The sequence below is a fragment of the Microbulbifer agarilyticus genome, assembly GCF_019800665.1.
GTDB lineage: Bacteria > Pseudomonadota > Gammaproteobacteria > Pseudomonadales > Cellvibrionaceae > Microbulbifer > Microbulbifer agarilyticus_C.
Genome location: NZ_JAHVKO010000002.1, coordinates 71,788 through 96,677, shown reverse-complemented (window position 1 = coordinate 96,677; position 24,890 = coordinate 71,788). Strand labels below are relative to the sequence as shown.

Here is a 24,890-nt window from a genome sequence, read left to right as displayed (position 1 = left end):
CCCATGCAAAAGCCTGGTGTTTGCCACGCCGGGCTTTTTTTATGGCGTCAAAATACGTTAAATTGCGGGATTGGGTAGGTAACTACCCTAACTAAAACCAATAAATCCGGGGCGTGGCAGCATCGACCCCGAAGTTTCCGGGGCTAACATGATCACTCTGAAGCACACAATTGTCTCGGCAAAGCGTCTACTTGGCGGTTTGCTCGGGTTCACCCTGCTCACCCTTTCGACCCTTGCTCAGGCGGAAAAAATCGCTGTACACGCGGGCTGGCTGTTCGACAGCGAAACGGGCCGCCTGATGGAAAAGCGCACCATTCACATTGATGACGGCAAAGTAGAGTCCGTCGAACGCGGTTTTCACCAGCGCGAAGGGGAGCGGGTGATCGACCTGAGTGGCTACTCGGTATTGCCCGGCTTGATGGATATGCATACCCATCTTTCCTACGAATTCGGTCCTCGCACCTACACCGAAGCCTTCACCTGGAACCCGGCAGACTACACGCTGCGCTCGGTAAATACCGCGGAGCGCACCTTGAAGGCCGGCTTTACCACCGTGCGGGATCTCGGTGATAGCGGCAATGTGACCGTGAGCCTGCGCAACGCCATCAATCGCGGCGACATCGTTGGCCCGCGGGTGTACACCGCCGGCAAGTCCATTGCCACTACCGGTGGGCACGCCGATCCAACCAATGGCCACAACCATCGCCTGATGGGTAGTCCTGGGCCTGCCGAGGGCGTAGTGAATGGTGTTGCAAGCGCCCGTGAAGCCGTGCGCCAACGTTACAAAGACGGCGCCGACCTGATCAAGATTACCGCCACGGGCGGTGTGTTGAGCGTGGCCAAGAGCGGCCAGAATCCGCAATTTATGCAGGACGAGCTGGAAGCAGTGGTACAAACCGCCAAAGACTACGGCTTTACCGTGGCGGTTCACGCTCATGGCAAGGAAGGCATGGAACGAGCCATTCGCGCCGGGGTGGACTCCATCGAGCACGGTACCTACATGGACGACGAAACCATGAAGCTCATGGTGAAAAACGGTACCTGGTATGTGCCGACGTTACTTGCCGGTGACTGGGTAACCCAGAAGTCGGCGATCGAAGGTTTCTTCCCGGAAATGGTGCGCACCAAGGCGGCAAAAATTGGCCCGCTGATTCAAGATACGTTTAGTCGCGCACACAAGAAAGGTGTGAAGATTGCTTACGGTACCGACACTGGGGTGAGCCGTCACGGCGATAACGCGAAAGAATTTGCCCTGATGGTGGAGGGCGGTATGAGCCCGGCGGACGCGATCCGCTCTGCGACCTGGAACGCAGCGCAGTTGCTGCAGGCCGAAGATGAGCTGGGCAGCATTGCGCCCGGCAAGTGGGCGGACATTATTGCGGTCGTCGGCAATCCGCTGGAAGACATTACCACCCTGGAGCGGGTGCAGTTTGTGATGAAAGGTGGCGAGGTCTACAAACAGCCTGAGTAGCTTTCCTCGCCATTACCTAGAAAAGCACTTCGTAGCGGATTCGTGGCGTTGACGCCAGCGGGTACAGCCTTGTGAGACACGCGGTGAACCCTTCCCTGGGGCTCGGCACCGCCATCCCTGGCGGTGACGGTCTCACAAGGCTGCACCCGCTACCGCCAACTTCTCGTCGGCCGTAAAATATTTCCCAATCTCTTATTGGGTTTACTTGGCCAGTTCAAATACCAATTCTAGGTGCACAGAAACCGAAGTTTCGCCCGGTGCCACGGGCGTACTGGCACTATCTGCCATTGCCACTTCGGCGCGCATCATTGGTCGCGGCATGCCGCCGTGGCTGCCTTCCGCAATACTCACAATCCGGCGCACTTTGGTTCCCAGAGATTCCGCATAGGCTTCTGCGCGCGTCTGCGCCATTTTTAAGGCTTTCTCACGCGCTTCTGCTCGTAGTGGCTCCGGGTCATCAATAGAGAAGCTCGGGCCGTGGATCTGATTTGCCCCCTCCGCAGTTAGCGCATCGATCACTCCACTCAGGTCATCCAACTCACGCACGGTGATGCTGACACTGTTGCGCGCCTGATAGGCGACGATTTTGCGTTCGCGGTTGGGTTGGTAATCGTAGCGGGGCATCAGGCTGATGCCGCTGGTTTGCACATCCTTGTTGTCGATGCCGGCCTCTTTGATCGCCTGCATCACCTGTTCCATTTGTTTTGCGTTGGCCTGCATGGCCGCCTTGCTGTCGTCAGCCTCGGTGACCACACCGGCAGAAATCGTGGCGATATCCGGCACCCGGCTGGCTTCCCCCTGCGCTGAAATGGAAACCAGAGTGCCGGTGGGGCGGTTGCCGGAATCACTGCCGCAACCGCTGGCAAAAATGGCGATCCCCGCGATGAGGCCAGCGGATAACAGTTTTATCGAGTTGCGTCGGGTGTTGGCGAGCGTATTGGAAAGAGTGTTGTGCATAGCGAATCCTTTTTCTTGCCGGAGTGACTGCTGACCGAGTGATTACTGACCGAGTTACTGTGGCTAAAGTTACATCGTAATGATGGCTATTATCGCGTCAGCTAACTGAACATCAGGTGAATAGGCGCACGAAGCTTTCTTCCTCCGGGTGGTAGAGCGCAAAGCCCAGTCGCAGAAGTTGCTGGCGTCGATCGCAGAGCACATTTTTCTCGCGCAGCGTTGCTTGCAACTGCTCGGCGCCTTCGGCACTACCACAGCGGAATGTGAAGAAGTGGCCGTGACCGTCTTCCAGGTCGTGTGCGATCAGGTTCTCGCGGTTCAGAATGGGGTGGTCTGCAGCATCCATGGCCGCGAGGAAGCGTCGTTGATTGTTCTGTACATAGCGGTGGATGGTATCTACGGAAATACCTTCCTGCTGGTGAAGCTCCAGTACCGCCAGTGCCTTGTACAGCGGTGAGAAATCGATGGTGGAGCCGGCAAAGCGCAGCCAGTCGTTGCCAAATCCTACACCTTCGCCGCGATTCTCCAGCTCCGCCATCTCCGCAAACCAGCCCGTATACAGCGGCCGCAACTGGCAGTCGCGCGGGATGGTCATAAAGCACATGCCTTCCCCGGCACCCAGATACTTGTACGAGCCTGCGGTATAGAACACCTTGTCGGCCACCTTGCCGAGATCGGTGGGGCGGGCATAGAACCCGTGGTAGCCATCGATCACCATGTGCGTGGCTTCTGGCTTGCGCTCCGCCAGTGCCAGCAGTTCCGGAAACGCGACCCCGGAATCGAAGAATACCTGGCTGGCGTAGGCCAGCTGGTAGCGGCCGGATTGCAGCTCCTGCTCAAACCTGGTCGCCAGCGTTGCGTAAGGCTGGGTGGGGACGCGGGTGACCTGCACGTTGGGCAATTCTTCAAGCCGCAACAACTGGCGGGCAAAGCTGTAGAATTCGCCATCGGTGGTCAGGATGTGCAGTGGCTGGCTCAGGTCGAAGGCACTCAGCAGGCGGTAGACCAGCTCGTGGGTGTTCGGGGCCAGGGCAACCTGCTCTGGGGCCGGCAGGTTCAGGGTGCTTGCTATACCCCGCTGGAAGGCGGGTATCTTCTCGCCGAAGATCTTGTCCCACTTCTGGTCTGCCATTGCGGCGGCGTCGTACCAGTATTCGTTGACCGCATCCAGGGTCACGTCGGCCCAGTAATGGTGGGAGTGACAGGCCATATGTAGAACCGGTAGGTCGCAGCCTGCAGAGGCGGCTTTTTGAGCCCCCTGTAAAAAATGTCGATAGTATTTTTGGTACATTTCGTTCTGGAAACTTTATTGGGGATGATTAGATTGTCATCCAATGGACGTATCGGGATTGTAATCCCGCAAAGGAGGCGTTGCAGTGGAATATTTGCACACAATGGTGCGTGTCACCGATCTGGATAAGTCGCTGGAGTTTTATTGCGACAAGCTTGGTCTGTATCTGGTCCGGCGTACCGATTATGAGAGAGGGCGTTTCTCCCTGATTTTTCTCGCGGCGCCCGGGGACAAAGACAGTGCGGAAGCGGAAAAGCGCCCGTGCCTCGAGTTGACCTATAACTGGGACCCGGAGACCTACACCGGCGGCCGCAACTTTGGTCATCTGGCTTACCGCGTGGACAACATCTATGAGACGTGTCAGCGCCTGATGGATATGGGGGTGACGATCAATCGCCCGCCGCGTGACGGCCACATGGCGTTTGTGCGTTCCCCAGACAATATTTCCATTGAGCTGTTGCAGAAAGGTGACTCCCTGCCGCCGCAGGAGCCCTGGGCCTCCATGGAAAACACCGGAGAGTGGTAACCACTCCCGGTCTTCGCAGTAATAGAAGAGAGCTAAAGATGGCCAACCCGAACAAATCCCGCAGCTGTGTCGTACTAGCCGGCGCCAATGCCGCTCGTCGAGTGCGCGATGAAGGCTTGAACCAGAGCATGGTATCCACTCTAGTGGGCGCTTCTGGCGGCCCCAAGTGGCTTTCCATCAGTCAGCTTGACCGGGTATTGATCGGCGAGTTTTTCCGCGACCGGAGCAGGCCGATTGCCACGCTGGGATCCTCCATCGGTAGCTTCCGCAACATGTGCTATGCCACCGCCAACCCAATGGAGGCGCTGGAGGTTCTGGAGTATGGCTACATCAACCAGACCTATGCCAGCGAGCGCCCGACGCCTGCGGAAATCACCTCAAAAGGGGAAGAGATCCTGCTTCGGGTTCTGGGAGAGCAGGGGGCCGCGCAGGTTGCCAGTAATCCGGTATGGCGCAGTCATTTTGTGACCGTGCGTGGGCGCGGGCCACTGGCCAGTGAGAAAAAGGCGCTGTTGGCGCCAGCATTACTCGCATCTGCTTTGGCCAATGCGGTCAGTCGTCGCAGTTTGCAGGCTTTTTGGGATCGGGTGGTGTTCCATGCCGGTGATGCGCCAGCGGTGGGCTTCCGTAACCTGAGTACGGTCAACACGCCGCTGAACCCGGAGAACGTCTGCCCGGCGGTGCTGGCCAGCGGCTCCATCCCTCTGGTGATGGCCGGCGTGCCGACTCCCTCCGGGGCGCCTGCGGGTAACTACCGCGACGGCGGTATTACCGATTATCACTTTGATCTCGGGTTTGAGCACCCGGAAGGGCTGGTGCTGTACCCTCATTTCTTCCCGTATATGGTTCCGGGCTGGTTCGACAAGAGCCTGCGGTGGCGCTGGGTGCGCGGCGGTGCCATGGATAATGTGATTTTGGTGGCACCATCACCGTCGTGGGTAGCCAAATTGCCATACGGGAAAATCCCGGATCGCGATGACTTCGTCAAGCTGTCCACCGAAGAGCGCCTCAAGTATTGGAATGCGGTGACCGAGGCCGGTAAACGGGTTGCGGAGGATTTCTTCGAAATGTGGCAAACTGGCGCCATTGCCAACGAGCTTATCGAGGTTGGCAGTGATGAAGAGCCTCACCGGCTGGCAATGTCCGCGTGAGGTATAGCTGAGGGGGCAACCTCGCAACCGCGCCACGAGTGAGTGGAAGAGCAGTGGAAGACCAGTGAAAGACGCCGAATTTACTCAGCCGCAGGAAGAGTTCCGGACCACCCAGGAGCGGGTGTACTACCAGGTGCGCGACGCGATTCTCCGGGGTCAGTTTTTGCCCGGTAATCCTATCACGATTCGCGGCTTGGCTGCCGAGCTCGACTGCAGCCCAATGCCGGTGCGCGAGGCCCTGCGCCGGCTTACGTCTGAGCGGGCGCTGGAACTTTCCGATACCCGCCGCGTGACCGTGCCGAGCATGACGCGGGAAAAGCTGGACGAAATTTGTGCTGCCCGGGTGGCACTCGAGTGCCAGGCCGCGGCCCAGGCGCTACCGCAGGTGGGAGATGCCGAGCTTGAAACGCTCAGAGGGCTTGACGATCGGGTAACCGAGTCGCTGGCAAAAAACGACATACAAGAGTATGTTGCCGCCAACCTCGAGTTCCACTTCACCCTGTATCGCCTTGGGCATCCGCATATTATTTTGTCATTGATCGAGAGTCTCTGGTTGCAGACGGCACCTTTGCAGCATTTGGTCTTCCAACGCTTCGGTGTACAGGAATTACCAGATCGCCATCAGGACTTGATCGACGCGATTGCGGCAAAAGATGAACAGCGCGTGCGCACTGCCATTCGTCAGGATATTGAAGAGGGGCTGGGCTCCATTTCTGCTGAAGAGTTAATGCCGCACTGATGTTCAGTTACATTCATATTGTTCTCCACTTCCTTGTTCCTCTCGCTATTGCCTGGTTTTTCTTTCGCAACGAATGGAAAAAGGCCGCGTTGTTTATGGTGGCTGCGAATCTGGTAGATCTCGATCATTTACTGGCTACGCCGATCTACGACCCGGGTCGTTGCAGTATTAATTACCATCCGCTGCATAAATTACTGCCGATTTCTGTGTATGGTGCGATGATGTTTTTACCTTGGAAGCCCGTGCGCTGGCTGGGTATTGGTCTGATTACACACATGTTGTTGGACGCACTCGACTGCAGTTTCTAGCATAAACTGTTCTGTTTTATCCCTAACTTGCCTGTTTTCTCCCTTTGGCCGCGGATGACGCTTCCGCGGCCAACCTCTTGGGTAATCTTGTGCCGTAGCCATAGATTGGCGATAACAATAACGACGCATAGAGGAACCTAAGGTGAAGAAAAAACTTATCCCGCTTTTTTTGCTTTCCGCGATGAGTCACGGCGCGCTGGCCTGTGTCTCCGCGGAGACCGAATCGAATGATGCCGAGGCCGATGCCGATGGCCCTGTATGTTCTGGTCAGGCGGTTGCTGGCAACATTGCCAACCGCAGGGATCAGGATTGGTATTACTTCAATATTGATACTCCGTCCGATTTGGATATTTTTCTCGCGCACGACAGCGGCGACGACTTTGATTGGCACCTGTACGACGCATCACAGCAGCTGTATAGCGCCGAAACAAGCAACCGCCCCGAGTCAGCCAGTGTCAGTGTCGACGGTAATGGCCTGTACACCCTCAAAGTAACTCGTTACTCCGGCCGAGGTGACTACACCTTGAGTGTCGACGGCATTCCCTCCAGTAGTGGCGGTGGAAGTAGTAGCGGTGGCAGCAGCAGTGGGGGCAGCAGCGGCGGAAGCAGCGGTGGCGGCGACTGTAATGTTGGCACGCGGCCGGCAAAGCCGGGCGGTTTGACCCGATACATTACCGGCAATGAAGCGGATGTCTGCGTAAACCAGACCTCCGGCGGTTTGCTGGTGATGGGCGGCGGTAGTGACGTCGATGCCGCGTTTACCCGTCGTGTCGAGCCGTTGATTGGCGGTGGCGATGTGGTTGTATTGCGCACCAGCGGTAGCGATGGCTATAACGACTATCTACTGGGCCTGCTCAATGCAGATTCCGTAGAAACCCTGATTGTTGATCGTCAACAGCATGCTAATGATGAATACGTTGCCTGGGCCGTGCGCTCTGCCGAGTTTGTATGGATTGCCGGCGGCGACCAGTCCGACTACCTGAATCAGTGGCAGGGCACTCCGCTCCAGCAGGCCCTGGACGAAGTGATTGCCCGAGGTGGTGTCCTGGGCGGTACCTCTGCCGGTGCGGCTGTGCAGTCCGAGCACATCTACGACCCTGACGGCGTGCTGGGTGCCTACTCGTCCGAAGCGGTGAGTGATCTGTGCCATGAAAACACCAATATTTCTGATGGCTTCCTGACCACTGCAATCATGCAGGGTGTGATCGTTGATACGCATTTTGCTGAGCGCGATCGTATGGGCCGCCTGATGGCCTTTATGGCGGGGCTGCCTGCGGGTATTCAGGGTATCGGCGTCGACGAAGCGACTTCGATCTTCTTTACCCCGGATGGCAGCGGTGTGGTTGATGGCGCGGGTAGTGTGTACGTTCTGCAGGAGGACGGTCAGAGCAGTCGGACTCAGGCGCAATGTGGTCTGCCAGTGGTTTACGAAGACGTGCTGCGCTACAAGCTGGGTGAGTTTGACCAATTCAACCTCTCCACCGGTGCCAGCAACGTGACGCCGAAGCGCATTGGTATCGATGGTCGCTCCAATAACTTCTATATCAATCAGCCGTATCAGTAACTTCCTCTGCGGTTAAAAACGTTGTGATTGGGATGGTGAATCGGGAGGGGAATTTGTTCCCTTCCGGTTCACCTTCGACAAGGTTCTTTCCCACAATATCGCAGATACGCCACAAAACAATCGTCGATATCGCAGATTATTCGGCTGCTGGCTGTATCTGCTTCTGAATTAAATTCTGTAGCAGAAAACCTTTACAGGTTTTTTTCATCGTGATAAAAATTGGTGCGTGATCGATAGTAATCTGATTTGGCTCTGCTTCTGACGCGATAGCCGAATCAAGAGAACCACCGGTCTGACTCTCAAGTTCAAGTGTGGTTAATTGGTTAAACCTACTTGATAAACAGTGCAAGGCATTAAGAGCAAAATGAACAAGGCTGCTACTGTCACGCGCTGCTCCTCCAACTACTACCTCAGCGAGTGGTTTGACGAGTAGCTTCCCCACCTCGGTTTAACCGGGGGCCCCGCTTATTTATGCGCGGGTGCAAGGAAGCTATAAGTCGGTTTTTTCCGTTCTTATTTCCAGCCCAATTTGTCGAACTCTGTTGGCATTGCTTGTGCGTTGCTGTGGTGTCGATGGTATGGGTTATTGCACTGCATTGCCGCCGGTTTTTCCTGGGAAATCTTCTGCGAGTCTGAAGTGTCGATTGTTGATGCTTGCAGTTCGCGCAATTTCGAATCTCACAGAAAAACTAAACAACCATCGGAGACAGGAATTTTTCCTGGAGGGCAATAAAATGGATAACAGAACCCAACTGAATAAAACGCCACTGAGTAAGGCGGTGCGACTGGCACTTGGCTGCTCATTGATTGGCAGCAGTGCGTTCGCAATGGCACAGGAAGCACCAAAAGGTGCAGATGCGTCCGTTGAAGAAATCGTTGTTACCGGTACCCACATCAAGGGGCTGGATACCGAAGGTGCAGTACAGGTCGTACAGATTGATCGCGACGACATCGAAGCTTCCGGTGCAACTTCTCCCATCGAAATTCTGCAGCAGCTGTCCCAGACTGGTGGCGGCAGCGGCACTTTCTCTACCGCCACGTCCGGCGCGCTCTCCAGTGACACTCCCGTAGGCGCCGCCGGCGTTTCCCTGCGCGGTCTGGGCGCTAGCTCCACTCTGGTGCTGGTGAATGGTCGCCGTGTTTCCGTGAGCTCCTTCGCCAAGGGCCAGGAGTCTTTCGTCGACGTAAACTCTATCCCGCTGTCTGCTATTGAGCGCGTGGAAGTGTTGCCCAGTGGTGCCGCGGCCACCTACGGTGCCGACGCGGTTGCAGGCGTTGTGAACTTTGTACTGCGTGATGATTTTGACGGTTCTGAAATTTCCCTGACTCACGGCAACTCCACCGCCGGCTCCGATGAAGGCAAATACAACCTGAACTGGGTATGGGGCCGTGAAGGTGAGAACAGCCACACCATGGTGGTGGTTGATCTGTTCTCCCGTAACGCAATGTACGACCGCGACCGCAAGTTGACCGCGAACTCTGTGCGTCCGAGCCAGCAGGGTGTTTACCCGAGCTTCAATGACTTGTTCCTGGTGTACTACGACCAGACTGAAGGCCCTGCGTCCGGCGGCTGTCCGGAAGATCAGTTTGATTTCGGCAGCTTCGGCGATTACTGTGAATTCAATACCAATGCGGTTGCCGCAACTCAGGATGAATACGAGAGCGCGAGTGTCGTTGCCACGTTTAATTACGATATCTCCGACAATCTGGAGTGGTTTAACACCCTGATGCTGCAGACCAGTGAGTCTCGTGGTACCTCCGCTCCGGCAAACTTCTCCCGTGCGCCGTTCGATCCGGAAAGCCCCCTGTGGCCAGAAGCCCTGAAAGCAGATCTGGTTGAGGAAGGTTCCTTCCACCCGGATTATCCAACCAGCGATTTCAGCGATTATTACGGTTACCCTATTTTCGCCTGGGGTAAGTTCCCAGATGCACGTGCGGTCGAGGTGGAAAGTGAGGCCATGCGCCTGGTGTCTGGCCTGCGTGGTGAAGTAAACGACTGGAACTGGGAAGTTGCCGCTAACCTGGGTCGCAGTGAATCCGAGCAGCGCGGAATTTCTGGATTGTACAAGGCGGATGCTTTCTACAATGCCAGCGTCGGTAACCTGTGTACCGATGGTTCTGTTGTCGATCGCTGGGAAGTAGACCTGGCACGCCCCAGTGCTAGTTTTGGTGCGGGTGAAACCTGTGAGGACCTCGGCAAAACCACTGCCTGGTACAACCCATTCGGTGGTCAGATTGATCAGATAGCGGAGATGGACGATCTGATCCGCACCGACGCAAAGCGTGGTGGTAAGTCCAGCCTGTACGCCATTGATGGTAATATCTCTGGCAGCTGGATCGAGCTGCCGGCCGGTACTGTTCAGGTGGCCTTTGGTGGTGAGTTCCGCCGTGAGTCTGTGATAGATACTCCGTCTGGTGATGCAGTTTCTACCACCTTGAACCCCGAGCCGATTCTGGGCTTCAGCTCCACTTCTGCAGACGCCGCACGTAACCAGTGGGCGGTCTACATGGAGCAGATGATTCCGCTGGCGGCCAACACCGAGTTGCAGTTCGCCCTGCGTTACGACCACTACGATAACTTCGGTGGCGACACCAACCCCAAGGTTGCCCTGCGCCATGCGTTTAACGATGCAATCATCTTCCGTTCCAACTGGTCCACTTCCTTCCGTGCGCCATCTCTTGCGCAGGTTGGTGCGGGTACCTTGCTTTCCAGCTATTCCGTCGACTGTAGCGTAACGCCTGTGGCCTGTGACGGTCTGATTGACGAGTCAGGTGAGTCTCTGCTGTCCGAAGATGTGAGCAATGATGAGCTGAAGCCGGAAACTGCTACCACCTGGGGTGCGGGCTTCCTGCTGAAGCCGAGCGAAAATACCGAGATCTCTATCGATTACTGGAATATCGAGCATGAGAATCTGATCGGTGTGGAAGAGGATGACTTCATCCTGCGCGCGTTCAATGGTGACTTCGCGGTAGTAGGTGAAGGTGAGCTGCCAACAGGTCAGCCTGGCCTTGAAGTGGCAGGTGGCTTTGTAGTGGATGCGCACTTCCAGCTGTCCAACCTCGGTTGGCAGAAGACCAACGGTGTAGATCTGGCGTTTACCCAGTACTTTGACACCGAAAACTGGGGTAACTTCCGCTTCACTCTGGACGGTACTTACCTGAACGAGTTCGACAAACTGCCATCCGATGCGTTGGGTATCGTGAAAGAAGCGGGTAACTACACCTATCCACGTATCCGCGCCAATAGTTCCCTGCGTTGGACCTACGAGGACTGGTCATCTGCTCTGACCGCTCGTTACGTTCACAGCTATATGGACGACCCGAGCCCGCGAGTACTGGATTCCGTATTTGAGGAAGGCAACGAGTACTTCGCATCTCGCGTCGACATTGACGATGAAGGTAATGTGGAAGTCGATAGCTGGGTGACCTTTGACCTCCGTGTCGCCCGTGATTTCGACAACGGCAGCTGGTTGAGCCTGCGCGTCAACAACCTGTTCGATAAGGAGCCGCCGCTGGTACTGGGCACTGGCGCCAACGTTGACCACTTTAACCATAACTCCATGGGGCGTTTCTACACCATGAGCTACGGTTACGCGTTCTGATCGGCGTCTCACAGGACCTGATCCCAGCGGGCGTGCGTTGCACGCCCGCTGGTACTTTTCTATTTAATGCGGTTTATTCCTATGCAAACGAGCGATACCAACTCTTCTGTCACTAGCGTTTCCGAGTCAGTGGAATCGCAGGTGCCTAAGACCTGGGCCATGCCGGATACCTACCTGATATTGCTGGGGGTAGCCGTCGTTGCGTTTGCGCTGAATTTTTTAATCCCTGCGGGCACATTCGATACCGTCACCAATGTGGTGAATGGGGTAGAACGCAGTGTGATTGACCCGGCCAGCTACAAGCAGGCAACCGACGAACCGGCAGGTTTGGCACTGTTTGCAGAGGGTGGGGGTATTGGTTTTCTGAATTTTGCCTTTGAGGGCATGGTGTCCGGCAGCAAGTGGGGCGCATCGATTGGTGTGTTCGCGTTTATCCTGCTGACCGGTGGTGCCTTCGGCTTGATATTTGCCAGTGGCTCCGTTGAGCGGGGTTTGTTTCAGGTGATTGCGCGCAATCGCGAAGCAGGGCACCTGTACCTGGCAATACTGTGCTTTCTATTTTCTCTCGGTGGGGCGGTGTTCGGTATGGGCGAAGAGGTCATTCCTTTCACCCTGATCGTTGTACCCCTACTGGTTTCCATGGGTTATGACAGTATTACCGCTTTGCTGGTTACCTATGTCGCAACGCAGGTAGGCTTCGCCACATCCTGGATGAATCCTTTTGGGGTAAGCATTGCCCAGGGTATTGCCGGGGTTCCTTTGATGTCTGGCAGTGGCTTGCGCATGGTTCTTTGGTTGCTGGCCACCTGTGGCCTGGCGGCATACACCATTTTTTATGCCCGTCGTATACAGCAGAAACCTTCGCGCTCGCTGGCTTATGCCTCTGACCAGGTGTTTCGTGACAAGTCCGTGTCAACCAATGCATTGCAAACCATGGTCCGCGGAGATGGCTGGGTACTACTGCTGTTCTGTGCGGGTATCGCGTGGATGATCTGGGGGGTGGTGGAGCGCAGTTATTTCCTGCCCGAAATTGCCAGTCAGTTTTTCACCATGGGTATCGTTATCGCCGCGGTTTCCATTGCCTTTGGCCTGAATGGGCTCACTGCCAATAAGGCTGCGGCGGCGTTTAAAGAAGGCGCGCAGCAGCTGCTGCCTGCGGCGATGGTGGTGGCGTTTGCTAAAGGCATAGTGCTGTTGCTCGGCGGCGATGACCCGCAGGGTGCAAGTATTCTAAATACCATCTTGCATGTGGCAGGCAATAGCCTGGCGGATGTATCGGGCGCGGTTTCCGCCTGGTTTATGCTGGTATTTCAAACCGTATTTAATTTCTTTATTACCTCCGGCTCCGGTCAGGCAGCGCTGACGATGCCAATCATGGCACCGCTTGCGGACGTGGTGGGCGTTACTCGTCAGACCGCCGTGCTTGCGTTCCAGCTTGGCGATGGCCTCACCAACATTGTGGTGCCCACGTCCGCAGCATTGATGGGATGCTTGGGTGCGGCGCGTCTGGATTGGGGTGTGTGGATTCGGTTTATCTTGCCACTGCAAGGTGCGCTGTTTTTATTCGCGTCGCTGGCAGTATTGGTTGCCGCCGTGTCCGGCTTTTAATTTCTAAGCAGTTTTTTATGTCTCAAATTACTCTGATAAAAAATGCGGAGGTATTTGCCCCCCGTAGTATCGGCCGCTGTGATGTGTTGGTGGCGGGCGACCGGGTAGCAAAAATCGATCAGCATCTGTCTTTGCCGGAGAACATCGGCCAAGTGGTGGATGCCGATGGTGCCTGGTTGATGCCTGGTCTGGTTGACTCGCTGGTGCATATCACTGGAGGCGGTGGCGAAGGTGGCTTTGGCTCACGCACGCCTGAGCTGAATGTACGCGATGCGATTGCCGGCGGCGTTACCTCCGTTGTCGGTGCCTTGGGTACCGATGCGATTACCCGCACCCTGAATGAGTTGTTCGGCAAAGCCAAATCCCTGGAGGCGCAGGGTATTTCGTGCTTTATCCAGACGGGCTCTTATCAAGTGCCGGTGAATACCCTGACCGGTAGTGTCCGTGGTGACATCATCCTTATTGATAACATCATTGGCGTTGGTGAGTTGGCGATCTCCGACCACCGTTCATCTCACCCAACCCGTGATGAATTGACGCGCATCGCCGCCGATGCGCGGGTCGCTGGGATGCTAAGCGGGAAGGGCGGTGTAGTCAGCGTGCATGTCGGGGATGGCGCTGGCCGTCTACAGCCGTTGTTTGATGTGGTTGAAAATTCCGAAATTCCCATTGCCCAGTTTTATCCGACACATATGAACCGCAACCGGTCGCTACTGGAGCACGGTGTCGAGTTTGCCTGTGCCGGCGGCTTTATCGACTTCACCACGTCGACCACCGATGAGATCTTGGCGAGTGGCGAAATGCGTGCAAGTCAGGCGCTGGCGCTCGCGCTGGAGCTGGGTGCGCCCATAGATCAGCTCACCTTTTCTTCAGATGCGCAGGGTTCACTGACAAATTTCTGCGACTTGGGGCAATTGCGGGATATGGAAGTGGGAGCCATCACCAGCCTGTTTGATGAGTTCCGACGTGCCGTGCAGGATGAGCAGCTGGACTTGTCACGCGCGTTGCAGACGGTCACCAGCAACCCGGCGCGGGCGCTCGGTCTGAAGCGCAAGGGACAAGTAGCTCCCGGTCGCGACGCGGACTTACTGCTGGTAGATCCCGAGCGATTCCAAATTACTCATGTAATGGCACGTGGCCGCTGGCAGTTGTTTGACCAGTCGTTGCAGACGGCTCAACACTCTGAATAGCGAGGTTCTGCTGTGGCGGTTTGGCAAGATCGACAGTTATTGGATGAAGCGCTTGCGTTGATGTGCAACAACCTCGCAGAGCCACTGCGCACCGCGGAGTTGGCCGCTTATCTGGATATTTCGGTGAAAAAGCTGGAGCGTATATTCAGCCGCTTCAAGGGCATATTACCAGCACGTTTTTATCGTGAGTTGCGCCTGCAGCATGCACGCGTGCTGCTGCTGGAAAGTGAGCAGAGTATCGATGCTATCGGGCAGCAATGCGGTTTCCGCTCTGCCTCGCATTTTAGCCGGTGTTTTAAAGAGCATTTTGGGCGGAGCCCACGAGGAGAGCGGATGTTCGGGGAGCCTTCCGATGCCGCGCTTCAGTTTTGTGTGGATTCGCCAAAGTTGGAAAGTTTTCGGGTAGGGATGAGTTTATGAAATTGTGGCGTATTGCGAGTCTGTCGCTGTTCGTGTTCGCGCTTGTCGGAGCCGGTTGCTCCAGCAAAAGTGATGGGGCGCTGGAAAAAGTTGCATCGACAGAGTCGGATGTAACCCATGTTGCCAGCGAATCCGGTCGCTTGTTAATTGTGGGCGGTGCGCTGAGAAGCGATAACAAGGATGTCTATCGGGCGTTTATCGAATCTATACCTCCTCAGCTGCCCAGCGTGGCGATCGTACCGGCGGCTTCCGGTCGACCCGCGCACTACGCACAACAGTTTGCCGACGATCTGCGCCACTTCGGTTTTGCGGGTGACATTCGTGTGCTGCCCATCGCGGTAAAGGATGATGCCTCGACCGAATCGGTGGATGAAAGTCTGTGGCGTGATGGTGGCAACGACGCAGTGCTTGCGGAGGCGTTGGCGGATGTTGGTGGTATTTGGTTTGTGGGTGGGGATCAGACCAGAATCACCGGTACATTGCTCGGACCAGACGGGGAAGATGGTCCGGTGCTCGCCGCGATACGCGCACAGCTGTCGCGTGGCGCCGTTGTTGGCGGCACCAGCGCCGGCGCAGCGATTATGAGTAAAACCATGATCGCCGCGGGAGACTCCTTGAGTGCGCTGACACTGCCCAGCGTTGAAGTGTACGCGGGCATGGACAGTCAGGAGTCTGGACAATTGTTGCTGGCTCGGGGTCTCGGTTTCCTACCCTTTGGTGTGGTGGATCAGCACTTTGATCGCAAGGCCCGTCTTGGACGCTTGATCCGGGCGCTGGGCTTTTCCTCTGACGCGGCTTCCCAGGTTGGCTATGGGGTGGATGAAGACACCGCACTGCTGGTAAACCTCGAAAACAAGACCATGAAAGTGCTGGGTGCTGGCAACCTGGTGGTGGCAGACGGCCGTACGGCGCAGTTCGCGCCTGAAGACGGGGCATTCGCGGCCGAAGGTTTGCGTCTAAGTGTTTTGAGTGCGGGGGACACCCTGGCTTGGGAAACCGGCAAGGTAACGATCTCTGGCAGTGAAACGCCGGGCAATGAGGCCTTCGGTTATCATGCGACCCAGGGCGCCGGTATCGCACTCGCAAACCAGCGCCTGGATCATTTGCTCGGCTTTTCCTTGCTGGACAATCGAGAAGTGCGTGAGTTGCGGCGCTACGCGTTTAACGACGAAACGGGGCAGGGGGTATTGTTCCAGTTTCAGCAGACCGAGCAGTCTCGGGGCTTCTGGCGCTATGGCTCTGGTACCAAAGATCAGTACTCGATCGTTGATGTTGCCCTGGATGTGGTCCCGGTTGCGGTCACCGTGACCCCGGCTTCCAGCTAACTTTTCAATTTCTACCGGCTGGTCCATGTGATTTACCTCATTGACCGGCTGGTCTGCTATTTTCTCGGCGTTTCAGGCCGTTTCTCGGCCTTGCCTCTCTACTTTCTTTACTCCCTCGCGATTACTGGTCTCAAACCGCGCAACTACTCGTGGCCCGGTGGCACTAGGCTAGTGCTATTCGTGCGGCGGTGGCCTCTTTGCGACTGAGGTGCGACTGAGTTGCGAATAGCGGTTGCACCACTTCCGGTCTTGCCTCTAGAATGTGATCACATTTTACGGCGCTGTCTGCAATGTATAGATGGCGCAGGCGTTTTTCGATTCAGGAGTGAGTTCATGAACAAAAATCAGCTACAACAGCATGACCGCGATCACCTGTTGCATCCGTTTACCGATTTCCACGACCTTGGCAAACAGGGCACCCGTGTAATCACCAGTGCGGAAGGTCCGTACATCACCGATATTGATGGCCACACCATGCTCGACGGCATGTCCGGCCTGTGGTGTTGTAACCTTGGCTACAGCCGTCGGGAAATCAGTGAAGCCATCTACGAGCAGCTCAACAAGCTGCCGTTCTACAACAGCTTCTTCCAGTGCACCACCGTGCCCTCCATTGAACTCGCCGACCTGCTTTCCGAGGTGACCCCGGCTGGTATGAACAACGTGTTCTTCACCGGTTCCGGTAGTGAGGCCAATGACACCAACCTGCGAATCATCCGTCGCTACTGGGATCTGAAAGACCAGCCGCAGAAGCGCATTGTGATCTCTCGCCAGAACGCCTATCACGGTTCCACTATTGGTGGTGCCAGCCTGGGTGGCATGAGTGGTATGCATAAGCAGTTCCAGGCGCTGGACTACATTGAGCACATTCAGCAGCCATACTGGTTCGGTGAAGGTGGTGACATGTCACCGGAAGAGTTTGGTATCTACGCCGCGCGTTGTCTGGATGAAAAAATCCAGGAACTGGGGCCGGAAAAAGTAGCCGCCTTTATCGCCGAGCCAATTCAGGGTGCGGGTGGTGTGATTATTCCGCCGGAAACTTACTGGCCGGAAGTGAAGAAGGTTCTGGATCAGTACGACATCCTGCTGGTAATGGACGAGGTGATCTTTGGCTTCGGACGTACCGGTGAATGGTTTGGTGCGGATTACTACGGTATGAAGCCGGACCTGATGACCTTTGCCAAGGCAGTTACCAATGGTTACTTCCCACTCGGCGGCACCATGGTGAGCGACCGTGTGGCGGAAGTCATCAAGGCCAAGGGTGGTGAGTTTACCCATGGTTATACTTACTCTGCGCACCCGGCAGCCTGTATGGCGGGTATCGTGACCGTCAACATCCTGCGCAATGAAAAGATCATTGAAAACGTGCGTGATGTCACTGGACCATACCTTGCCAAGCGCTGGGCGGAACTGGCTGATCACCCAATCGTGGGCGAGGCGCGAACTCTCGGCCTGGTAGGTGCACTGGAGCTGGTGAAAGATAAAGGCAGCCGCGCGCGCTTTGACGATGACTGCACTGCTGGTGCTGTTTGTCGCGATATGAGCATCAAGAACGGACTGGTGATGCGGGCAACGGGCGACACCATGATTATTGCTCCGCCGCTGATTCTGGATACCGCACATATTGACGAGCTGGTGGACAAGGCGCACCGTGCGCTGGATGAAACCGCCAAGGCTATGGCGTAATATCCAAACTAGGCCTCCACTAGATTTGTAGTGGGGGTCGTCCCCTTTCAATAGCATCCTTCAACAGCGTGAATCCCTTTTATGGCAGCAAAAGAAAAATATCAGCCGCCCGCGGAAATCCTCGAAACCTCGAATGCGTTCCTTGCGGATCACCCGGACCTTAAATGGATCGAAGGCTTCGCCTTCGACATTAACGGTGTGCCGAGGGGGAAGTGGCTGCCCGCAGATTCCGCCAAAAAATTATTGAAGGGTGGCTTGCAAATGCCCCGCAGTGCCGTGAGCCTGGATATTTGGGGTCGCGATATTGAAAACAGTCCGCTGGTATTTGCCAGTGGTGATAGTGACGGGGTGTGCCAACCGGTCTCGCCAATTTGTCTGGCGCCATGGCATCGGGAGCAGACTGCACAGCTGCACATGCAGTTGCACGAAGCCGACGGTTCTGTGCTTTACGCAGACCCGCGCGCGCAACTGCAGAAAGTGGTTGAACGCCTCGCGCGTCTGGGGCTGAAGGCCGTGTGTGCTACCGAGGTGGAGTTCTACCTGTTGCGAGAGGACTCCGATGAATTGGGGCGCCCGCGTCCGGTTAGTGACAATGACAGCGAGCTGGTGCCTTCTACCGATGTGTACGACCTGGCAGAGTTGGATGCCCAGCGGCATTTCTTTGCCGATGTGCGCGCTGCCTGTGAAGAGCAGGGAATTCCTGCTGACTCTATTCTGTCTGAGTGCGCACCCGGCCAGTTCGAAATCAATTTATTGCATAGCGATGACCCGGTAAAAGTTGCCGATCAGACCTTGCTGTTCAAACGTCTGTTAAAAGGTGTTGCACGCAGCCATGGGCTTCGGGTTAGTACCATGGCCAAGCCATTTGGAGAGCTCGCCGGGAATGGTATGCATGTGCATATGAGTCTGGTCGATAAAGATGGCAATAACGTCTTTAACGACGGCACCGATGAAGGCTCTGAATTATTGCAGCAAGCCGTGGCGGGTATGATGGCGACTGCTAATGACGCCATGGCAATTTTTGCCCCTCACGCGAACTCCTACCGCCGCTTTCAGGAAAGCAGTCATGCACCCTTGAATCTGTGTTGGGGCTATGACAACCGGACGGTGACATTCCGTATTCCCGCTAGTGAGCCAGCTGCGCGCCGCATTGAGCACCGTATCGCCGGTGCCGATGTGAATGCCTATCTGGTGTTGGCGGCAATTCTTGCCGGAGTTTGTCATGGTTTGGAAAATAAGCTCCAGCCAGGCGCACCGGTGGAAGGTGATGCGTATCAGGTAGAGAGTGAACAGCTCATCAATACCTGGAGTGGCGCGCTCAAGCGCTTCGAGCAAAGTGCATTGTGGCGTGAATACCTTGATCCGGAATTTGTAGATCTGTTTGTATTATTGAAACGACAGGAGCAGGCGGAAATTGCCGCGCGAGTTACTGACGTTGAATACCAGAGTTATTTGCATCGCGCGTGATTTGCCTTCGATAAATACTTTAATGACAGAGCTTCGGCTATTTAATCCGCCACGGCTTTGCTCGGCGCAGTTTACCGCCACAATGCAAAGGGTTTGATGACAGTTCAGGAAGTAGCAGTGCCTGCTCTGCTATACCTAAACACAGACAACTGAGTACTTGTTTGCTCAGTGCGTCGCAAACTCTCCTCCTGAAAGTGTGTTCGAGAAATCTGGCCCGCCCTATGGCGGGCATTTTTTTTGGTCGAAAACTTTTTGCAGAAATTTCTTCCCATTTGCGGCTTAAACCTTAGGCAGTACTTGCTGTTTTTTAGAAAACTCCACCTATACTGAAACTAACCGCACGCACGGGTCATTTTTTGTTCGTTGTCCCCGGCGGCTATGGAGCATTTAGTGTTAAAAGGAGTTACCATGCGAACCAAGTCTCTTCTTCTGCCGCTGGCGATTGCCGCCGCCAGTGCGACCTCACCGGCGATTGCCGACTTTACTGGTGGCGATTTCATATTCCGCGTCGGCGGTTCTTATATCGACGCGGATAGCACCTCCGCTTATTCCAGCCGCAACGTTATCGATATTGTGGATCCAGATGATCCGGATGCGACGATTCCGGTAGAGATTCGCGAGCGTATTACTTTCGATAGCGACTCCTCTTGGTTTATTAATGGTACTTTCTTTGTCGCCGACCACTGGGCGGTTGAGTTGTATCACATGAACCAGGCTGACATGGATGCGGACTACACCATAACTGCCACTGGTCAGGATATCGACATTCGCCGCCGTGATAACCTGCGCGGATTTGATACGAGTGTGACCAGCCTGTTTGCCAACTGGTATCCGGTGTGCGTAGAAAGTTGGGTCCAACCGTATTTTGGGCTGGGCGTAAACTACACCGACATCAAGCAGGATTTCCTGCGGCCAGTATTCATTGAGGATGTGATTAACGATAACGGGCAATTTGTTGGCCGGGCAGATCGTGGTCTGATGAATTTCGGTAGCTCTTGGGGTTGGACTGCTCAGGTAGGTATCGACATTGAGTTCGGCCGCAATGCTAACTGGCTGTTCAATGCCTCTGCGATGTGGGTGGATGCGGACCCAGAATTGGAGTTGGGTGTTGATAATATTGCGCTCAGAAATGATATTGTCTTCGACACCATTCGTATCCGCGAGGACCTGGACTACGATTCCTGGATCTTTAATCTGGGAGTGGGCTATAAGTTCAGCTTCTGATCGAACAAATGCTCCAGACTCCTTTGTCTTGGCCCGCCAGGTGTGGTGGGCCGAGGCTTTGTCGTCCCTTTCAGGGGCGAAATGTGCCGTGTACCGGTAGATTTTTACCCTGATTTGGCGGTTTTGGACTGAGTGGTCTGGCCTTCGATGTGGTTGGGTTTTGCCTAGCAGTCATATCCCCGCCAGTGTATTCTTCGCCCCATCCAGAACCGGCAAATTCCGGTTGCTAGCGGCGGAATCGGATTAATTGCCCGCCAGAACAATAATTACGGGGAATTTATGACCGCCTTGGGAAATCACACCGACGGTCCATCGGCCGAATCCAGGCCCCTGAATATTTGCTTGCTCGGATATCGAAGTCATCCCCACTGCGGTGGTCAGGGTGTTTACCTTCATTACCTGAGCAAGGCGCTTACGGATGCAGGGCACAAAGTGGACGTGATTTCTGGGCAGCCCTACCCGGAACTCGACCCGCGTGTGCGCCTGATCAAAATGCCAGGCCTCAATTTATACGAACACCCAAAACCCACTCGTGCACTGAAATTCAAGCATTTATTGAGTTGGGCAGACTTTTACGAATGGTTTGGCAAACTCACCGGTGGCTTCGTCGAGCCATATACCTTTGGCCGGCGAGTTGCCCGTTACTTGCGCAAGCACGGTCGGAATTACGACGTGGTGCACGACAATCAGTCGCTGTGCTATGGCTTGCTGGACATCGAAAAGTCCGGCCTGCCTGTGGTGGCAACTATTCATCATCCGATTACCCGTGATCGGCAGCTGGCGCTGGATGCCGCGCCGGATTGGTTTTATCGGTTGCTGGTGCGCCGCTGGCACAGTTTTCTCGGCATGCAGATCCGGGTGTCTCGTAAGCTGAAGCACATCGTCACCGTTTCCTCGCAGTCGTTCGACGACATCGTGTCGCAGTTTGGTGTGTTACCCGAGCAGCTGAAATTGATTTACAACGGTATCGATACACAGCTGTTCAGGCCGCAAGCCGACGTCCACCAGAACCCCATGCGTATTATGACGACTGCATCGGCAGACCAGCCGCTGAAGGGGCTGCGTTTTCTGTTGCAAGCAATGGCTTCGCTACGTGCCCGCTATCCGCAGTTGGAATTGCTGGTGGTGGGTAAGCTGCAGGAGGGCGGGGCGACCGAACAGCTGCTGCGCGAACTTGACCTTGAATCCAGTGTGCGTTTTGTATCGGGAATCTCCAATGAGGAAATGGCGCGATATTACGCCTCTGCGGGCATGGTTGTGTGCCCATCTCTTTATGAGGGCTTTGGGCTTCCCGCAGGTGAAGCCATGGCCTGTGGGGTGCCGGTGATTTCCAGTGATGGCGGTGCACTACCCGAAGTTGTTGGTGATGCCGGGATTGTGGTTCCCGCTGGTGATAGTTCTGCTTTGGCGCGCGCGATCGAACAGGTGCTGCAAGATCCAGCTTTGCACGCGTCTTTGGGTAAAGCCGGGCGCCGTCGTATCGAAGAGTTGTTTTCCTGGCAAGTGGCTGCCGAGAACTTGGTGGCGTATTACCGCAGCGTGATTGTTAAGGCCGCTCAGAGCGCGACGACGAGTGCTACCTCGTTACGCTCTCAACCACAGGCTTTTCCAGGTGCATCGTCAGCGGTTTCTACTGAGCAGACGGATTATGTTAATGCCAGCGATGAGATTGATCCCAATACCAATAGTCGGGGAGCCGCTGCCTGATGATTACGGTTGACCCCAAGTTGCTGAATTTGCGGCCAGGGCAGCGTGTGCTGGATCTTGGTTGTGGCGAAGGACGCCATGCGATTCATTTCTCCATCACTGACCAGGTCGAAATTTTTGGCGTCGATTTGAGTGCGCAGGATTTGGCCACCGCAGCCGAACGCGCGCAACCCTTTGCAGACAGTGGCCAGCAAGCGGGCAGTTTACAGTTCTGTGTTGGTAATGCGCTGGAGTTACCGTTTCCTGCGGATCATTTTGACGTGGTCATTTGCTCAGAAGTACTCGAGCACATCGAGGACTATCAGGGCGTGCTTGGCGAAATTCTGCGAGTGTTAAAGCCTTGCGGCGTATTTGCTGCAACCGTGCCGGCATTTTTTCCCGAGTGGGTGTGCTGGAAATTGTCCGATGCCTATCACCAGGTAGAGGGCGGGCACATTCGTATCTTCCGCGAAAAAGGCCTGCGCAAAGCGATCGAATCCCTGGGGTTCAAATACTTTGCTCGCCACAAGGCGCACGCTCTGCACGCGCCGTTCTGGTGGCTGAAATGCTTGTTCTGGGAGCAGGATGACAAACCCATCCTGCGCCAGTATCACCGTTTCCTGGTGTGGGACATGATGGAGCGCCCGATGCTGACACGCGGATTAGAAGCCGTATTGAATCCAGTACTGGGTAAAAGTGTTGCCTTGTATTTTGTAAAACCATCAGCCGAGCGTGATGTACCTGTAGCGCAGGATTCATCAGTTGTGTCAGCACAAGCTGCGCCGGCAAAACAGGCCGCTTTGCCAGAGGAGTCGACGGTATGAGCGGTGTAATGGGTACGCTAGCGGCTTCCCCTGCGGTTTCTTCTACAGAACAGGATACGGACGCCACACCTGGTGGAAACGCGTTTCCGCTTCTGCCGAAAAATTTTGTGCGGACGAGTGCGGATTATATTTTGTCGCAGCAGCAGGCGGATGGATGTATCCCCTGGTTTGAAGGGCACTATGCAGACCCTTGGGATCACGTGGAAGCGGCTATGGGCCTCAGTATTGCCGGAGAGTTTGCCGCCGCTGAGCGGGCATATGCCTGGTTGGCGACCCAGCAGTTGGATGATGGCAGTTGGTGGGCGGCCTACCGCGACAATAAAGTCGATAACGGTGAGCGGCGCGAATCAAACTTCGTCGCTTATGTTGCCACCGGGATCTGGCATCACTATCTCATTTCGGGTGATCGCGCTTTTCTCGCGCGTAACTGGGGTATGGCTGAGGCCGCGCTGGAGTTTGTACTGAAGCTGCAGTCTGCTCACGGAGAAATTCAGTGGGCCGTGGATAGTGACGGTGCGCCCATGGAGGACGCGCTGATCACCGGGTGTGCCTCCATCTTCAAGAGTCTGGAGTGTGGGATCAATATTGCCACGGTGTTGCAGGTATCCAAACCCGAGTGGTTCGAAGCGCGCGAGCGTCTGGGTGTGGCACTGCGGGAAAAACCCCATCGATTTGACCGCACCTGGGAAAGCAAAGCGCGCTTTTCCATGGATTGGTTCTACCCGGTATTGACCGGTGCTTTCTCCGGCGACGCAGCCAAGGCGCGCCTGCAGCAGAAATGGGACGAATTTGTGGTGCCCGAATTGGGGTGTCGTTGTGTAAATGATGAACCCTGGGTGACCGTAGCCGAGTCCTGCGAGTTAACCATGGCCTTATTGGCGGCGGGCGAGATGAGTAAGGCGCGTGCTTTGTATCGCGGTTTGCACCGCTGGCAAGACAGCGATGGCGGTTACTGGACGGGTTACGTGTACCGGGATAGAGCGGTGTGGCCTGAGGAGAAAACCACCTGGACGGTGGGTGCCATGCTGTTGGCTGCGGATGCACTGGCAGGGCTTACCCCTGCCAGCAAACTGTTCACCAGCGTGAACCTGGTTAATAGCGCCTCAGAGTCGGCGCAGGATACCGAGAGTCTCGACCATCTCCACCAGCTCGAACTGGCCGGAGGCCAGCGCTAGTTTGTAGATGTCATAGGGCGCCTGCCCACCGTCTTCCGGATTTGGGAAGATGTCGTGAATGGCCAGGAATCCACCGGGCACAATATGGCGCGACCAGCAACGATAGTCGTTGAGGGCGGCCTCAAAGGAGTGGCCGCCGTCGATAAATACGAGGCCCAGAGGTGTGTTCCAGTGGCGCGCTGCCACGGTAGTCGGGGCAACCACGGGAACCACATGTTCCTCAAGCTGTGCCGCGCGCATATTGGTGCGGAACGCGTGGAAACTATCCATAAGTTGGCTGCGATCATCGAACAGCTCGCGATCGTGGTACTCCTCGCCAGGCTGATGTTCCTCGGATCCACGGTGATGATCTACCGCAAATAAGGTGTTGTTCATCAGTTTGCAGGCACTGCCCAGGTAAATGGTGGATTTCCCACAGTAACTGCCAATTTCCAGGCAGGGGCCGCGGTCGCTGGCTTCAGCGGCAAGCCGGTACAGCGCCGCGCCTTCACTGTCAGCGAGAAAGCCTTTCACGGTGTTGATATCCAGGGGGAGTTCTAACGGCAGGGCTGCGTCCATTTTCAGAGTATCTCGCGACAATATTTAGTGAGTTAAGTGTTGAGTTGAGCGTGACGGTACGTGTTACACCGCCGTTTTGCAATGTGCTGGCTCGACAGCTTTGCTGACCAGATCTGTCGCA

At 55.6% G+C, this 24,890-nt stretch carries 21 protein-coding genes; 17 read left to right on the top strand and 4 right to left on the bottom strand.

Annotated features, from left to right (window positions below; all coding sequences use genetic code 11):
• Positions 1–148: 148 nt before the first annotated feature.
• On the top strand, positions 149–1,471 hold the full coding sequence (locus KUV22_RS04765) for a metal-dependent hydrolase family protein (protein WP_222228938.1): 1,323 nt from the start codon (positions 149–151) through the stop codon (positions 1,469–1,471).
• 201 nt (positions 1,472–1,672) lie between these two features.
• Here KUV22_RS04765 and KUV22_RS04760 read toward each other — a convergent pair whose 3' ends face one another.
• On the bottom strand, positions 1,673–2,428 hold the full coding sequence (locus tag KUV22_RS04760; protein WP_222228937.1) for an SIMPL domain-containing protein: 756 nt from the start codon (positions 2,426–2,428) through the stop codon (positions 1,673–1,675).
• A gap of 112 nt (positions 2,429–2,540) precedes the next feature.
• The gene (locus tag KUV22_RS04755; RefSeq protein ID WP_261319174.1) at positions 2,541–3,638 is read right to left on the bottom strand and encodes a hypothetical protein; all 1,098 of its coding nucleotides are present in this window, start codon (positions 3,636–3,638) and stop codon (positions 2,541–2,543) included.
• Positions 3,639–3,804: 166 nt separating this feature from the next.
• On the opposite strand from KUV22_RS04755, the gene gloA reads away from it, so the two are divergent.
• The 5 genes from gloA to KUV22_RS04730 all read left to right on the top strand — a co-directional run bounded on the left by gloA (position 3,805) and on the right by KUV22_RS04730 (position 8,007).
• Complete coding sequence (gene gloA / locus KUV22_RS04750; RefSeq protein ID WP_222228934.1) at positions 3,805–4,245, top strand: lactoylglutathione lyase; 441 nt, start codon at positions 3,805–3,807, stop codon at positions 4,243–4,245.
• 38 nt (positions 4,246–4,283) lie between these two features.
• Positions 4,284–5,396 carry a hypothetical protein gene (locus KUV22_RS04745; RefSeq protein WP_222228932.1) on the top strand — a complete coding sequence of 371 codons (1,113 nt, stop codon included), beginning with the start codon at positions 4,284–4,286 and terminating at the stop codon, positions 5,394–5,396.
• A 64-nt stretch (positions 5,397–5,460) separates the two neighbouring features.
• Complete coding sequence (locus KUV22_RS04740) at positions 5,461–6,135, top strand: GntR family transcriptional regulator (RefSeq protein ID WP_222228930.1); 675 nt, start codon at positions 5,461–5,463, stop codon at positions 6,133–6,135.
• Positions 6,135–6,443: a DUF6122 family protein gene (locus KUV22_RS04735; protein WP_222228927.1), complete on the top strand. Its 309-nt coding sequence runs from the start codon at positions 6,135–6,137 to the stop codon at positions 6,441–6,443. The genes KUV22_RS04740 and KUV22_RS04735 overlap by 1 nt, the downstream gene beginning before the upstream one ends.
• 142 nt (positions 6,444–6,585) lie before the next feature.
• The gene (locus KUV22_RS04730; protein WP_222228925.1) at positions 6,586–8,007 is read left to right on the top strand and encodes a cyanophycinase; all 1,422 of its coding nucleotides are present in this window, start codon (positions 6,586–6,588) and stop codon (positions 8,005–8,007) included.
• Between the two features lie 136 nt (positions 8,008–8,143).
• Here the strand turns inward: KUV22_RS04730 and KUV22_RS04725 are convergent, their stop codons facing one another.
• Positions 8,144–8,449: a hypothetical protein gene (locus KUV22_RS04725; RefSeq protein ID WP_222228923.1), complete on the bottom strand. Its 306-nt coding sequence runs from the start codon at positions 8,447–8,449 to the stop codon at positions 8,144–8,146.
• Positions 8,450–8,741: 292 nt separating this feature from the next.
• On the opposite strand from KUV22_RS04725, the gene KUV22_RS04720 reads away from it, so the two are divergent.
• The 11 genes from KUV22_RS04720 (at position 8,742) to KUV22_RS04670 (ending at position 24,211) form a co-directional block, all read left to right on the top strand.
• Positions 8,742–11,609 (top strand): TonB-dependent receptor domain-containing protein, encoded by a 2,868-nt coding sequence (locus KUV22_RS04720; RefSeq protein WP_222228921.1) that lies wholly within the window; start codon positions 8,742–8,744, stop codon positions 11,607–11,609.
• A gap of 81 nt (positions 11,610–11,690) precedes the next feature.
• Positions 11,691–13,217 carry a putative basic amino acid antiporter YfcC gene (yfcC, locus tag KUV22_RS04715; protein WP_222228919.1) on the top strand — a complete coding sequence of 509 codons (1,527 nt, stop codon included), beginning with the start codon at positions 11,691–11,693 and terminating at the stop codon, positions 13,215–13,217.
• Positions 13,218–13,234: 17 nt separating this feature from the next.
• Complete coding sequence (gene iadA / locus KUV22_RS04710; RefSeq protein ID WP_222228917.1) at positions 13,235–14,407, top strand: beta-aspartyl-peptidase; 1,173 nt, start codon at positions 13,235–13,237, stop codon at positions 14,405–14,407.
• A 39-nt stretch (positions 14,408–14,446) separates the two neighbouring features.
• Positions 14,447–14,827 (top strand): helix-turn-helix domain-containing protein, encoded by a 381-nt coding sequence (locus tag KUV22_RS04705; protein WP_222228915.1) that lies wholly within the window; start codon positions 14,447–14,449, stop codon positions 14,825–14,827.
• A complete protein-coding gene (locus KUV22_RS04700) occupies positions 14,824–16,152 on the top strand; it encodes a cyanophycinase (protein WP_222228912.1) in 1,329 nt (442 codons plus the stop codon). Before KUV22_RS04705 ends, KUV22_RS04700 begins: the two co-directional genes overlap by 4 nt.
• Before the next feature lie 333 nt (positions 16,153–16,485).
• On the top strand, positions 16,486–17,835 hold the full coding sequence (locus tag KUV22_RS04695; protein ID WP_222228911.1) for an aspartate aminotransferase family protein: 1,350 nt from the start codon (positions 16,486–16,488) through the stop codon (positions 17,833–17,835).
• Between the two features lie 81 nt (positions 17,836–17,916).
• Positions 17,917–19,302, top strand: a complete 1,386-nt coding sequence (locus KUV22_RS04690; protein WP_222228909.1) for a glutamine synthetase family protein — start codon at positions 17,917–17,919, stop codon at positions 19,300–19,302.
• A gap of 408 nt (positions 19,303–19,710) precedes the next feature.
• Positions 19,711–20,526, top strand: coding sequence for an OmpW/AlkL family protein (locus KUV22_RS04685; RefSeq protein ID WP_222228907.1), 816 nt, complete (start codon positions 19,711–19,713; stop codon positions 20,524–20,526).
• Positions 20,527–20,805: 279 nt separating this feature from the next.
• The gene (locus KUV22_RS04680; protein WP_222228905.1) at positions 20,806–22,233 is read left to right on the top strand and encodes a glycosyltransferase family 4 protein; all 1,428 of its coding nucleotides are present in this window, start codon (positions 20,806–20,808) and stop codon (positions 22,231–22,233) included.
• Positions 22,233–23,036 carry a class I SAM-dependent methyltransferase gene (locus KUV22_RS04675; protein ID WP_222228904.1) on the top strand — a complete coding sequence of 268 codons (804 nt, stop codon included), beginning with the start codon at positions 22,233–22,235 and terminating at the stop codon, positions 23,034–23,036. The genes KUV22_RS04680 and KUV22_RS04675 overlap by 1 nt, the downstream gene beginning before the upstream one ends.
• On the top strand, positions 23,033–24,211 hold the full coding sequence (locus tag KUV22_RS04670) for a prenyltransferase/squalene oxidase repeat-containing protein (RefSeq protein ID WP_390625228.1): 1,179 nt from the start codon (positions 23,033–23,035) through the stop codon (positions 24,209–24,211). The genes KUV22_RS04675 and KUV22_RS04670 overlap by 4 nt, the downstream gene beginning before the upstream one ends.
• Here KUV22_RS04670 and KUV22_RS04665 read toward each other — a convergent pair.
• The gene (locus KUV22_RS04665; protein ID WP_222228903.1) at positions 24,140–24,769 is read right to left on the bottom strand and encodes a class I SAM-dependent methyltransferase; all 630 of its coding nucleotides are present in this window, start codon (positions 24,767–24,769) and stop codon (positions 24,140–24,142) included. The genes KUV22_RS04670 and KUV22_RS04665 overlap by 72 nt on opposite strands.
• Between the last annotated feature and the right edge of the window lie 121 nt (positions 24,770–24,890).